Here is a 12,348-nt window from a genome sequence, read left to right as displayed (position 1 = left end):
CATGCCGGAATTCGAAAAACACGCCTTCAAGATGAAACTCTTTCCCGGCAAGCAGGCGGAATACAAAAAACGCCATGACGAGATATGGCCGGAACTTGTGGCGCTGCTGCATGAAGCGGGTGTGAGCGATTATTCCATCCATCTCGACCCGGAAACCAACATTCTGTTCGGCGTGCTGACACGCCCGAAGAACCACGGCATGGCATCCTTGCCCGAAAATCCCGTGATGAAAAAATGGTGGGCGCATATGGCCGATATCATGGAGAGCAATCCCGACAATTCGCCAGTCGTGAAAGACCTCGTGCCGGTGTTCCATCTGCCATGAGCGATCCAATCATACCCGGCCGCATCGCGGTCATCGATATCGGCAAGACCAATGCCAAGGTCGTCATTATCGACACCGGCACTGGAGAAGAGATTGCCAGCGACCGACGGACGAACCCGGTCCTTCGCGACGGCATTTATCCGCACTACGATGTGGAAATGCTCTGGAGCTTCATTCTCGCCTCGCTTCGCCTATTTGGCCGTGAGCCAGGTTTCGACGCGATTTCCATCACCACCCATGGCGCAGCAGCAGCCCTTCTCGATGGCAACGGCGATCTTGCCATGCCGGTGCTGGATTATGAGCACAGCTATCCCGCCGCTATTCAGGAGGCCTATCTTGGCCTCAGACCCGATTTTTCAGAAACCGGCTCGCCACAACTGCCCGCCGGGCTGAACCTCGGCGCGCAAATCCATTTCCAGAAAGCGGCCTTTCCAGATGACTTCGCCAGGGTACGCAGCATCGTCACCTATGCGCAATATTGGGCGGGGCGGCTGACCGGCATTCACGCCACCGAAACAACTTCGCTTGGTTGCCACACGGACCTCTGGAACCCTCGGCGGAAAACCTTCTCCTCGCTGGTCGAACGTCTCGGCATAGAGCAATTGATGGCGCCAGTGCGTTCCGCTTTCGATGTGCTTGGGCCAGTTCGCACGTCACTGGCACAGGAAGCCGGTCTGTCTCCGGATGTGTCCGTCTATTGCGGCATCCACGATTCCAACGCATCCCTCCTGCCGCATCTGTTGCGCCGGCAGGGTGATTTTTCGGTCGTCTCCACCGGTACATGGGTGGTGAATTTCGCCATCGGCGGCACAGTGGATGCGCTGGACCCCGCCCGTGACACGCTGTTGAATGTCGATGCTCTCGGGCGCCCCGTTCCGTCGTCCCGCTTCATGGGCGGCAGGGAATATGAAATGCTGACGCAGCAATTCGGGCCTGCGCCGGACGACGAGATCGAAGCCACGCTTAGTGGTGTGCTGGCCAAGGGCATGATGCTGTTGCCCAGCGTCGTCGGCGGTTCCGGCCCCTTCCCCGGCAAAACGGCGCGCTGGATCAATGACGAAAATGCCACGGTCGCGGAACGGCACGCGGCAGCATCACTTTATCTCGCGCTTATGACGGAGTTCAGTCTTTCGCTGATCGGGCGAAAAGGCCCGGTGCTGGTTGAAGGCCCATTTGCGAGCAATGCGCTTTATCTCAAGGCGCTGGCAGGTTTTGCCAATACGGAGGTGATCGCCGTCGGCGGTTCCACGGGCACCAGCGCGGGCGCCGCACTCCTCACCGGTATCAGGCCGCTTGCCGGCCGGGAGCGTCATTTCGCTCCTGATAGCATTGCCGGGCTTGGTTCATATCGTAGCGACTGGCTCGCGCGTCTGGATTGACCCAAAATACGAAACGCGGCCTCGAATGAAGCCGCATTCCCTTTCGCCCAAAGATCAACCCTTGATGAAGGCCAGAAGATCGGCGTTCAGTACATCGGCATTGATGGTCAGCATGCCGTGCGAGAAGCCGGGATAGGTCTTCAGCGTGCCGTTTTTCAGCAGCTTTACCGATTTCAGCGCGGAGTCGGCAATCGGCACGATCTGGTCGTCTTCGCCGTGCAGTACCAGCGTCGGAACACTGATCGCCTTCAAGTCTTCGGTCTGGTCGGTTTCCGAAAAAGCCTTGATGCCATCGTAGTGAGCCTTTGCACCGCCCATCATGCCCTGCCGCCACCAGTTCTGGATCACGCCTTCCTGAGCGGCCGCACCCTCACGGTTGAAACCGTAGAACGGGCCGGACGGCACATCGCGGAAGAATTGCGCGCGATTTGCGGCAAGTGCCGAGCGGAAGCCGTCAAAAACCTCCATCGGCAGGCCTTCAGGGTTGGCCGCGGTCTTGAGCATCAGCGGCGGCACAGCGGAAACGAGCACGGCCTTGGCAACGCGGCCGGCGGGTTCGCCATGTTTGGCGACATAACGCGCCACTTCGCCACCGCCGGTGGAGTGGCCGATATGTACGGCGTTCTTCAGATCGAGCGCCTCGACGACGGCAAAGGCGTCGGCGGCGTAGTGATCCATGTCGTGACCGTCGGCAACCTGGGCGGACCGGCCATGGCCACGACGATCATGGGCGACGACGCGAAAACCCTTGGAGAGAAAGAACAGCATCTGCGCATCCCAGTCATCGGAAGAGAGCGGCCAGCCGTGATGAAACATGATGGGCTGGGCATCCTTCGGGCCCCAGTCCTTGTAGAAGATTTCGGTTCCGTCTGTCGTCTTTACAAAGCCCATGATCATTCTCCTTCGGTTGCGTTGGCATCTTCCGGTGCGGCGTCAGTTGTGCGCCGGTTTGATGGAGGGATGATGACGCAGGACAACGGTTGCGACAATTGCAACAATAATTGGCAATGAATTGCTGTTAATGAAATTATCTTTTCGATCCGCCTGGCTGCACACGCATCGAACCGCTCCGCGCCCTCACTCTGCAGTGAGAACGAGAGGATAGGCAGACGGTTCCGTGAATTCAATCACCTCTTGGGCGACCCTTATTTTCAGTCCACGTCGGGATCGTATTCCCTGGGGCTGTCATCGTTGGAGAACAGCACGCAGGGCCCGCGGGAACCGCGTGGATCATAGGCATAGCCCTTGGCCGTCAGCGCCTGCATGATATCGCGAACCCCGGCGAGGCCATAAAGATGGTCGTGCAGCTCGACGAATATCCGCTCCACACCGGTAAGGTTGGCCCTGCCAAGCAGGTCGCGTTCGGCACCTTCAATATCCATCACGAGGGCAGTAATGCCGTGGCTGGCGATGAACTCGTCGATATTTTCGGAAGAGATTTCGATACGCTGTTCATAAGGCCCCTGATTTTCGTCCATGGAGGACATCCAGAGATCCTTGCGGACATAGAAAGGATAGGTGCTCGGCGCATCGGCGGTGAGAAGCCCCTGCGAAAACACGACATTGCCACGGCAATTGGCCTTGAGCACCCGCTCTGCCAGCGCCGCCGTCGAAGGGTTGGCCTCGAAAGCCCACACCGAAACATCGTCTATGCCGGCGATGATGGAGGTAATGATGCCGATTCCGGACCCCAGTTCCAACACGCGGTCGCCGGGCTTGATGGCTTTCAGGACGCTGCGGGCCTCTTTCGCCTCATAGCTGCCGTCGGTCAGCGCCTGCCAGATAACGGGCGATACCTCATCGGAAGAAAGAGGCAGGGCAACTCCATGCACGTCCAGTATTTCCATGTCTCAAGCCTTTTCGCAAAACCCGGTCGTTTCACCGGAACGATCCCGTATCGACCGGGAATGCTCTACAGCATCGGTGCGGCAACCGGTATCGGTTTTAGCAGGAACCAATGCATCCGGTTAAAATTTCGATACGCTTGCGATGGTGCGAAAACGAGGATTTCAGACGGAACTCCAGAACACCAGTTCCTTGGCCGGCAACGGCCTGCTGATCAGATAACCCTGCACCTGATCGCAACCCAGACGTCTGACGCATTCATATTGCTCTTCCGTCTCGATGCCTTCGGCAATCGTGGTCATCCGCAGACTGCGTCCCACCCCAACCACAAATTCGACGATCGCCAGCGCGTCGCGATCGCTGGTAATATCGCGCAGGAAGGAGCGGTCGATCTTGATCTTGTCGAAGGGTACGCCGCGCAAATTCGCGAGCGAGGAATAACCTGTGCCAAAATCATCCATGGCGATCTTGATGCCGACGTCCTTCAGCCGGGTCAGCGTATTGATCGTCTGGTCGCTCTTGTTCAGCAGGATCGATTCGGTGATCTCAAGCTCAAGCCGGCTCGGCTCCAGACCGCTTTTTTGAAGAGCGCCCATGACGTTCTGGATGAGGTTGGTGCTGTGAAACTGAACCGGCGACAGATTGACCGCCACTTTCATGTCCTCGTCCCAGCCCATCGCCTCACGGCAGGCAGTCTCCATCACCCATTTCCCGAGCGAATGAATAAGGCCGGTTCGTTCCGCAACGGGAATGAACACGCTGGGCGGCACATCCCCCCGCACAGGATGCTTCCAGCGCAGAAGTGCCTCGAAACCGCATAGCTTGCGTGTCTGAGTCGCCACCTGCGGCTGGTAATAGACTTCCATCTCATCGTTCTGCAGTGCGGTCTGCAGATCGGCCTCGAAGGATTTCTTTTCGGTCAGCTGCTTCTGCATACGGACCTTGAAAACACTCGCCCGGCCCGGGCCGATGGCTTTCGCCTCATAAAGCGCCAGATCCGCGCGCTTGAACAATTCATCCGCATCGACTGTGCCATGCGATATGGCGATGCCGATGCAGGTGCCGATTTTGACTTCCTGCTCGCCAAGCTGGTAGGTGCGACTGATCTGGTCGATGAGCTTGGAGGCAAGGCGGCGAGCCGTGTCCTCGTTAAGATCATCGGACACCACGGCGAATTCGTCGCCGCCCAGCCGGCACACCATGTCGTAATCTCCGCCGATCGCCGAAAGCCGCTGCGCCACAGCCTGGAGCAACGCGTCTCCCGCATCGTGGCCAAGCGTATCGTTGACGTCCTTGAATCCGTCGAGATCAAGCAGAAGGATCGCTGTCGTTCCTGTGCCGCCAAAGGATCGGCGCAACCTCTCGATCAGTTCCTGGCGGAACAGGGACCGGTTGGGCAACCCCGTCAGCGCGTCGTGATAGGCGTCATGCTCCAGCCGCACATTTTTCGCCTGCAGCTCCAGCGTTGCGGCGCGCAGATCGTCCGTCAGGCCGCGCATGCTCTTCTGCGCCCGGTTCAGCAGGTCGTTCTGACGAAGCAGCAATATGACCAGCGCGATACCGCACAGGATGAGGCCACCCGCCAACGCGGTATAGACGATGTGCAGCTTGCGCACATCCTCATGGGCCGTATCGATGAGATTGACATCATAGGCCACTGATGACGAGGCCAGTGTCGTCATCGGCGCATCGAGCGCGCTCATGGACGAGAGCAGATCCGGAACATCCGCCGGTTCCAGACTGCTCATCTGCTGTTCCAGGCGCGCCAGAACGGCGTCAAGCTGGGCTACGAGTTCCCGCCACTGCTGTTTTTCATTGATGAAAGCCCCCAGATTGCCCTGCTTCAAAAGCTCCAGGCGGCTGAGCATGATGTCCAGACGCAGCTGCAGTTCGTCCCGGTCGAGCTTGCCCGGGCTCAGCGCGAATACGGCGAGCTTATTCTGAAGACGAAGATATTCCGCCACGGTCTGGCTGACAGCCCACGAATCATTATAGCGGGCAAACTTCTGCAGAGCGGTTTGCCGCTCGGCAATGACGAAAGCGATATAGCCCGTTGCCAGGACGAAGCAACAGATGATCACCGCCACAAGTTTTCGCAAACGGCACCTTTATTCCACTATCAATTTGGCGACTTGCCACGCGGACCGCGAATAATAGGTCTGCTTCTGCAATTCCGGGTCGCTGTCATAGGGGTAGATGACGAACAACGGACCCTTTTCTCGAACCGTCATGTAGTTGCCATCCAGTTTGATCGCCAGAATAACGTTAAATTTCTTAAAATCCTCAACCGGTATCGTGCTGACATAATCATTGAGAGCGACCGCCGTGATGCTGGTGCCTGTCGCACCGACGACCTCCATCAATTTTGCCAGCGAAACACCGTCGAAACGGACGCGACCATCGTGCCATGGCGTCGTCGTCTCCACCGTCACCATGCCGAGCGCCTCCAGCATGTCGCGATCGAACTGCGCGGCACCGTCGGCGTTCGTATTGGTGATCTTTCCAGATATGGTTAATATCGGCTTGCCTTGCGGTTTGGCAATCGTCCCGGCTTGGGCACAGGAAAGCCACACGAGCGACAAGAACGCACTGAGAAGTACCCGGGCGAAACTCATACTTTTTCTCCATCGATAACGTTCAGGTCGAAGGTTTTCGCCAACCGCAATGGTCAAGGGAACCGACGTCCGCAATATATATCAGGAACGGATGTTATATCCTCACTGAGATTTTATCCGTATTTTCTCTAGGTTTTGAGTAAACCCTTTGGATAATTTTTCTGTCTTATTTGTACTTTTTTACGTTTCGCGCACTGTTATGACGCAAGCGAACCCCACTCATGCCGTCTCATCAAATTCGTCCGGCGGGACGAAGGCCAAATTGTGGCGGGAGCTTTCCTGCTCACATAGAGAAACGTGTGATTCGCGCGAACCGGAGGTTGTGATCGAAAATCCGGCATCGGCTTGCATGCTAAACATAAATGACAAAAGACAAGTTCCACGTCACAGAAAAATCATCGTCTTTGCCAGAGCCGACGGTTGAAACATACCGCGCGGAACTTAATATAAAGACTGTCGTTTCCGTTTCCGGCAACTCCAGAATCCCCGCCGGAAATGTCCAGACACAAGTTCCGCGCAGCGAAAGCCGCGATGCCGGATATCGTCCGGCCAGGAAAATTCTGTTCACGTCTCCGGGCCTGACGGCACCTGCCGCATTGGCCGCATCATGAAGGTAGCCCCTATGCACACCTATCCCGACATCAAACTTCTCATTGATGGCGAATGGCGAGACGCCGTTTCCGGCAAGACGATCGCCGTGTCCGATCCGGCAACCGACGAGATCATCGGCGCGATCGCCCACGCAGAGAAGGAAGACCTCGATCTGGCACTTGCCGCCGCTGACCGTGGCTTCAAGGTGTGGCGCGACACCTCACCCTTCGAGCGTTCGAAGATCATGCGCAAGGCCGCGGATATCCTGCGCGAGCGCAAGGACAAGATCGCCTATGTGATGACCCGCGAGCAGGGCAAACCGCTGGCGCAATCCGGTACCGAAATCATGGGGGCCGCCGATACCATCGACTGGTTCGCCGAAGAAGCACGCCGCACCTATGGCCAGGTCATTCCCGCGCGTGCAACCGGCGTTTCGCAGCTTGCCATCAAGCTGCCAGTCGGTCCCGTTGCGGCCTTTACACCCTGGAACTTCCCGATCAACCAGATCGTCCGCAAGCTTTCCGCAGCGCTTGCCACCGGCTGCTCCATCATCGTCAAGGCGCCGGAAGAAACCCCGGCCTCGCCGGCGGAGCTGATCCGCGCTTTCGTGGATGCCGGCGTACCGGCTGGCGTCATCGGCCTTGTTTACGGCGTTCCATCGGAGATTTCGGAATATCTGATCCCGCATCCGATCATCCGCAAGATTTCCTTCACCGGCTCCACCCCGATCGGCAAGCACCTCGCGGCGCTGGCCGGCAAGCACATGAAGCGCGCCACGATGGAACTCGGCGGCCATGCGCCGGTGATGATCTTTAACGACGCCGATATCGAAAAGGCGATTGAGGTGACTTCGCTTTCGAAGTTCCGCAATGCCGGTCAGGTCTGTGTCGCTCCCACCCGCTTCCTCGTGCAGGACGGCGTGGCGGACCGTTTCCTTGAAGGTTTCGTGGAAGCCGCCAAGGCGGTGAAGGTCGGCAACGGCCTGGAAGACGGTGTCATCATGGGTCCGCTCGCCAATGAGCGGCGTATTCCGGCGCTGGAAGGCCTCATCAGTGATGCGGTTTCCCATGGCGGCGAATTGAAGACCGGCGGCCGCCGCATCGGTAACAAAGGCAATTTCTTCGAACCGACGGTTCTCGCCAACGTGCCGACCACCGCCAAGATCATGAATGACGAGCCCTTCGGCCCGGTCGCGATCATCAACCGCTTCTCGAGCTTCGACGATGCGGTTGCCGAAGCGAACCGCCTGCCTTTCGGTCTTGCATCTTATGCCTTCACCGGTTCAGTCAAGACCGCGCATGCGCTCGGTCATCAGGTTGAGGCCGGCATGCTGACCATCAACCATAACGGCCTTGCGCTTCCCGAAGTCCCCTTCGGCGGCATCAAGGATTCCGGTTATGGCACGGAAGGCGGCTCGGAAGCGGTCCAGGCCTATCTGGAGACCCGCTTCATCAGCCAGATGAGCTGATTAGGTCTCGAAATTTCTTCTCCCCATCGGGGAGAAGATGCCCCGAAGAGGCAGATGAGGGGGCAAGCTCTCCGCACATCTCTGTGCTCACCCCCTCAACCCGCTGCCGCGACCTTCTCCCCGGCGGGGAGAAGGAGGCAAGCCGCACTCGCTTATCCTTTCTCACGCCCTGGAAGTTGCTCAGCATTATCTTGCCTCCAGCTTCATCGTGCCTTAAAAGAACAAAAAGTGAACTTTGAGGGCGATATGAGCGACACGGCGGCACCGGCATTGAAGGAAATCTTCAACAGCGAAAAATTACGGCATATCGCCGATCAGACGAAGGCCATTCATCCGCCATTTGACGTTTCCGCCTTCATGACGCTCGCAACGACAAATCTCGAGGCGCTTGGCATCATGCAGCGCATGCGGCAAGTGGCGACCAGCCTGCATGCCACATTGCCCGGCGACTATGCCCGCAATATCGAAATTCTGACCGCCGCAGCCCCCGGAATCGGCAACGGTTTCGCCTCCATTTCACTGCCGGAATATGTGGCGCTTTACGGCCTCGATGATTTCGATCTTTCCATGCAAGCACTGAGCTATTTCACCCGTTTCGGCTCCTCTGAATTCGCCATCCGGCATTTTCTGCAACGGGACATGGCCCGCACCCTTGCCGTGATGGAAACATGGTCCCGGCACGAGAACGAGCATGTGCGACGGCTGGCGAGCGAAGGCTGCCGGCCCCGCCTGCCATGGTCTTTCCAGCTCAAACCCTTGATCGACGATCCGTCGCCGGTCACGGCGATCCTTGAGACCATGAAAGCCGATGAGGCGCTTTACGTGCGCAAATCCGTTGCCAATCACCTGAATGACATCACCAAGGACAATCCCGCCTTCGTGCTGGCGCTGATCGATACATGGCCGAAAGACAATCCGCATACGCGCTGGATCATGCGACAAGCCCTGCGTACGCTGATCAAGAAGGGAGATGCAGCCGCACTTTCCCATCTTGGCGCGCATGAGGAAGCGCAGATCGCGCTTGCCGCGTTTCAGGTCTCACCGGAAAAGATCGTTCTCGGCAATCCCGTGCGGATTTCGGCCTCCTTCACCTCCACGGCAAAGAGCTCACAGAAACTGGTGATCGACTACGCCGTACATTACGTCAAGAAGAGCGGCGACGCCTCGGCGAAAGTCTTCAAGTGGAAGGAAATCGAACTTCAGCCGGGCGAAACATGCGCGCTGTCGATCAGCCGCGCCATGCGCGACTTTACCACCCGCAAGCACTATGCCGGTGTCCACAAGGTCGATCTCATGGTCAATGGCAGGCTGGTAGCCGAGGCCTCTTTCGAGCTCCTGATCTAAGGCTGTCGAGGGTCTCTCACGCCGCCGGGAAAATCTTTGCCCGACGGATGATGACGGAGCCACGGTCCCCGGCGGCAACATCGTTTTCCGGCGGCACGTCGAATTCCAGCAGATCGCCGCCATCGGTGCTGGCGATCACCCGGCGCTCGCCCGCCCGGTCGAGAACCCGCGCCACCGAAGCAGGAATGCCTTCATGCAGGTCTTCCCATTCGAGATCGCCGGGACGGGCATAAATATCGACCGCGCCGTCCCCTTGCGCATAAGAGAAAGGCAGTTCGTTTTCACCGACATAAACCTTGCCGCCGCGCGCCACGCCGGACACCCGGTTGGCATCGCCGAGAAAACGCATGACGAAAGAACTATTGGGCTGGCGGCACACCTCTTTCGGCGTGCCCTGCTGCACGATCTCGCCCTGATTGAGAATGACAACGCGGTCGGCGAGATCAAGCGCCTCTTCCTGATCATGCGTCACGAAAATTGTGGTGATGCCCAGTGCATCGTGAATTTCACGCAGCCAGCGGCGCAGGTCGCGGCGCACATTGGCATCCAGCGCGCCGAAAGGCTCATCGAGCAGAAGCACCTTCGGATCGACCGAAAGCGCACGCGCCAGAGCCACACGCTGGCGCTGTCCGCCGGAAATCTGCGCCGGAAAACGCTCGCCGAGACCATCGAGCTTGACCAGGCTCAGAAGCTCCCTGACCCGGGCATCGATCGCCGCTTTGTCGCGCTTGACCTTCGAAACCTTCATGCCGAAAGCAATGTTTTCGTGCAGCGTCATATGCGGGAACAACGCATAGTGCTGGAATACGAAACCGACGCCGCGATCACGCACCGGAATATTGGTGGCGTCTTCATCTCCGAAGAAGATACGGCCGCCATCGGTATATTCGAGACCGGCGACCATGCGCAAAATCGTCGTCTTGCCGGAGCCGGAAGGCCCGAGCAGCGCCAGAAGCTCGCCGCTTTCGATATCCAGCGAAACATCGCGCACCGCGCGGAACGTATCGAAGGTCTTCACCACGTTTTCGAGGCGGATTTTCATGGGAATCAGGTCTCCGTGGCGATGGCGGCATCGCCGTTGGTCTTCTTGGCTCCGCGCCCGGCACCACGCCGTTCCAGCGCCACCTTGGCGATGATGGTAACGACGGCAAGCAAGGCGAGGATGGAGGCTGACGCGAAGGCGCCGGCCGTCTGGTAATCGTGGTAGAGCAGCTCGATATGCAGCGGCAGCGTGTTGGTCTGGCCGCGAATGTTGCCAGAAACGACCGACACCGCGCCGAACTCACCCATCACGCGGGCATTGCACAGAACGACGCCATAAAGCAGCGCCCATTTGATATTCGGGAGCGTCACCGAAAAGAAGGTGCGCCAGCCGGAGGCGCCAAGCGAGGTTGCCGCCTCTTCCAGATCGCGTCCCTGCGCCTGCATCAAGGGAATGAGTTCACGCGCCACGAAAGGTGCGGTGACGAACATGGAGGCGATGACGATGCCGGGCAGCGCAAAGAGTATCTTGATGTCATGCGCATCGAGGAACGGCCCGAACAGGCCCTGCAATCCGTAAACGAAGAGATAGGCGACGCCCGCAACGATCGGCGAGATGGAAAAAGGTATTTCGATCAGCACCAGCAGGAAGCGCCGGCCGGGGAAATCGAACTTGGTGATGGCCCAGGCAGCCGCAACGCCGAAGGCCGTATTGACGGGCACGGCGATCAGCGCCGTCAGCACCGTCAACATGATGGCGTGGCGGGTATCGGGATGGGTGATGGTGGCTGAATAGACCTTCCAGCCCTGCGAAAAAGCCTCGACGCCGATGATGATCAGCGGTGCGACAACCAGCAAAGCGCCGATGACCAGCACGAAGGCGATCAGGCTGCGGCGAACCCAGTTTGCATCTCCGACGCGCGGCGGCTTACGGTGTTGGGAAAAGGCGCTCATGTCTAGCTCCTCACCGTGTAGCGCAACGCCCGTGTCTGCAGATAATTGGTCACGGCCAGCATTACGAAAGCGGTGATGAGCAGCACGGAGGCGATGGCGGCGGCGGCCTGGTAATCATATTCCTCAAGCCGGATGAAGATCAGCAGCGCGGTGATCTCCGTCGAAAAAGGCTGGTTGCCGGCAATGAAGATGATCGCTCCGAATTCACCGAGGCTGCGGGCGAAGGAAAGCGACAGACCGGCCAGAAGAGCGGGCGTCAAAAGCGGCAGGATGACCTTGCGGAAGATTTCCAGATCAGAACCACCAAGCGATTGCGCCGCTTCCTCCAGCGCCGGATCGAGATCTTCCAGCACCGGCTGCACGGTGCGCACGATGAAGGGCAGGCTGGTAAAGGCCATCGCCACCATGATGCCAAGTGGCGTATAGGCCACCTTGATGCCGAGCGGCGCCAGCAGCGAACCGAACCAGCCATTGCCCGCAAACAGCGTCGTCAACGCAATGCCGGCAACGGCGGTGGGCAGCGCAAAGGGCAGATCGACAATGGCATCAACGAGACGCCAGCCGGGAAAGCGGTAACGCGTCAGCACCCAGGCGAGTGCCAGCCCGAAGATGACATTGAACAACGTGGCGGCCAGCGCGCAGAGCACGGTGACGCGATAACTGGCAACGGCGCGCGGCGAAGAAATGATCGCCCAATATTCGGCCGGCCCAAGGCTTGCCGCCTTGAACACCAGCGCCGAGAGCGGCAGGAGCACGATGATGGCAACGTAAGTCAGGGTAACGCCAAGGGACAATTTTAGCCCCGGCAGAACATTCCGCTTCAAACCCCCGCCCCCATTTCATCAT

11 protein-coding genes are annotated in these 12,348 nt (G+C 58.6%); 4 read left to right on the top strand and 7 right to left on the bottom strand.

Translation table 11 applies throughout. The features are described from left to right. Position 1: 1 nt before the first annotated feature. Positions 2 to 325 carry an L-rhamnose mutarotase gene (gene rhaM / locus AKG12_RS11410; RefSeq protein WP_052818881.1) on the top strand — a complete coding sequence of 108 codons (324 nt, stop codon included), beginning with the start codon at positions 2 to 4 and terminating at the stop codon, positions 323 to 325. Then, a complete protein-coding gene (locus tag AKG12_RS11405; protein ID WP_052818880.1) occupies positions 322 to 1,704 on the top strand; it encodes an FGGY-family carbohydrate kinase in 1,383 nt (460 codons plus the stop codon). The genes rhaM and AKG12_RS11405 overlap by 4 nt, the downstream gene beginning before the upstream one ends. 54 nt (positions 1,705 to 1,758) lie before the next feature. Here the strand turns inward: AKG12_RS11405 and AKG12_RS11400 are convergent, their stop codons facing one another. The 4 genes from AKG12_RS11400 to AKG12_RS11385 form a co-directional block, all read right to left on the bottom strand. After that, the gene (locus AKG12_RS11400; RefSeq protein ID WP_052818879.1) at positions 1,759 to 2,595 is read right to left on the bottom strand and encodes an alpha/beta fold hydrolase; all 837 of its coding nucleotides are present in this window, start codon (positions 2,593 to 2,595) and stop codon (positions 1,759 to 1,761) included. Between the two features lie 260 nt (positions 2,596 to 2,855). After that, positions 2,856 to 3,551 (bottom strand): FkbM family methyltransferase, encoded by a 696-nt coding sequence (locus AKG12_RS11395; protein ID WP_052818878.1) that lies wholly within the window; start codon positions 3,549 to 3,551, stop codon positions 2,856 to 2,858. Between the two features lie 162 nt (positions 3,552 to 3,713). Further along, the gene (locus AKG12_RS11390; protein WP_225244203.1) at positions 3,714 to 5,636 is read right to left on the bottom strand and encodes a putative bifunctional diguanylate cyclase/phosphodiesterase; all 1,923 of its coding nucleotides are present in this window, start codon (positions 5,634 to 5,636) and stop codon (positions 3,714 to 3,716) included. Positions 5,637 to 5,657: 21 nt separating this feature from the next. Then, a complete protein-coding gene (locus AKG12_RS11385) occupies positions 5,658 to 6,164 on the bottom strand; it encodes a putative pterin-binding protein (protein WP_046801887.1) in 507 nt (168 codons plus the stop codon). 622 nt (positions 6,165 to 6,786) lie between these two features. On the opposite strand from AKG12_RS11385, the gene AKG12_RS11375 reads away from it, so the two are divergent. Together AKG12_RS11375 and AKG12_RS11370 are read left to right on the top strand one after the other, a co-directional pair. Further along, entirely contained in the window at positions 6,787 to 8,223 is a 1,437-nt protein-coding gene (locus tag AKG12_RS11375) for an NAD-dependent succinate-semialdehyde dehydrogenase (RefSeq protein ID WP_052818875.1), read from the top strand. Positions 8,224 to 8,469: 246 nt separating this feature from the next. After that, entirely contained in the window at positions 8,470 to 9,567 is a 1,098-nt protein-coding gene (locus AKG12_RS11370; RefSeq protein ID WP_052818874.1) for a DNA alkylation repair protein, read from the top strand. A gap of 16 nt (positions 9,568 to 9,583) precedes the next feature. On the opposite strand, the gene AKG12_RS11365 is transcribed toward AKG12_RS11370, so the two are convergent. From AKG12_RS11365 to cysT, 3 genes are read right to left on the bottom strand one after another with little or no spacing between them, the layout of a single operon-like run. Beyond that, positions 9,584 to 10,609: a sulfate/molybdate ABC transporter ATP-binding protein gene (locus AKG12_RS11365; RefSeq protein ID WP_046801883.1), complete on the bottom strand. Its 1,026-nt coding sequence runs from the start codon at positions 10,607 to 10,609 to the stop codon at positions 9,584 to 9,586. A 5-nt stretch (positions 10,610 to 10,614) separates the two neighbouring features. Next, positions 10,615 to 11,502: a sulfate ABC transporter permease subunit CysW gene (gene cysW, locus AKG12_RS11360; protein ID WP_052818873.1), complete on the bottom strand. Its 888-nt coding sequence runs from the start codon at positions 11,500 to 11,502 to the stop codon at positions 10,615 to 10,617. 2 nt (positions 11,503 to 11,504) lie between these two features. Beyond that, positions 11,505 to 12,326, bottom strand: a complete 822-nt coding sequence (cysT, locus tag AKG12_RS11355; RefSeq protein ID WP_046801881.1) for a sulfate ABC transporter permease subunit CysT — start codon at positions 12,324 to 12,326, stop codon at positions 11,505 to 11,507. Positions 12,327 to 12,348: the final 22 nt, after the last annotated feature.

Origin of the sequence: Agrobacterium sp. SUL3 (assembly GCF_001263295.1) — a bacterium.
In the GTDB taxonomy this organism is placed as follows: domain Bacteria; phylum Pseudomonadota; class Alphaproteobacteria; order Rhizobiales; family Rhizobiaceae; genus Agrobacterium; species Agrobacterium tomkonis.
The sequence above is the reverse complement of the archived record's forward strand: the minus strand, read 5'-3'. Positions and strand labels throughout refer to the sequence as shown.

Coding starts and splice junctions, on each gene's coding strand:
- rhaM (WP_052818881.1), top strand. CDS start 2: ATGCCGGAATTCGAAAAACACGCCTTCAAGATGAAACTCTTTCCCGGC.
- AKG12_RS11405 (WP_052818880.1), top strand. CDS start 322: ATGAGCGATCCAATCATACCCGGCCGCATCGCGGTCATCGATATCGGC.
- AKG12_RS11400 (WP_052818879.1), bottom strand. CDS start 2,595: ATGGGCTTTGTAAAGACGACAGACGGAACCGAAATCTTCTACAAGGAC.
- AKG12_RS11395 (WP_052818878.1), bottom strand. CDS start 3,551: ATGGAAATACTGGACGTGCATGGAGTTGCCCTGCCTCTTTCTTCCGAT.
- AKG12_RS11385 (WP_046801887.1), bottom strand. CDS start 6,164: ATGAGTTTCGCCCGGGTACTTCTCAGTGCGTTCTTGTCGCTCGTGTGG.
- AKG12_RS11375 (WP_052818875.1), top strand. CDS start 6,787: ATGCACACCTATCCCGACATCAAACTTCTCATTGATGGCGAATGGCGA.
- AKG12_RS11370 (WP_052818874.1), top strand. CDS start 8,470: ATGAGCGACACGGCGGCACCGGCATTGAAGGAAATCTTCAACAGCGAA.
- AKG12_RS11365 (WP_046801883.1), bottom strand. CDS start 10,609: ATGAAAATCCGCCTCGAAAACGTGGTGAAGACCTTCGATACGTTCCGC.
- cysW (WP_052818873.1), bottom strand. CDS start 11,502: ATGAGCGCCTTTTCCCAACACCGTAAGCCGCCGCGCGTCGGAGATGCA.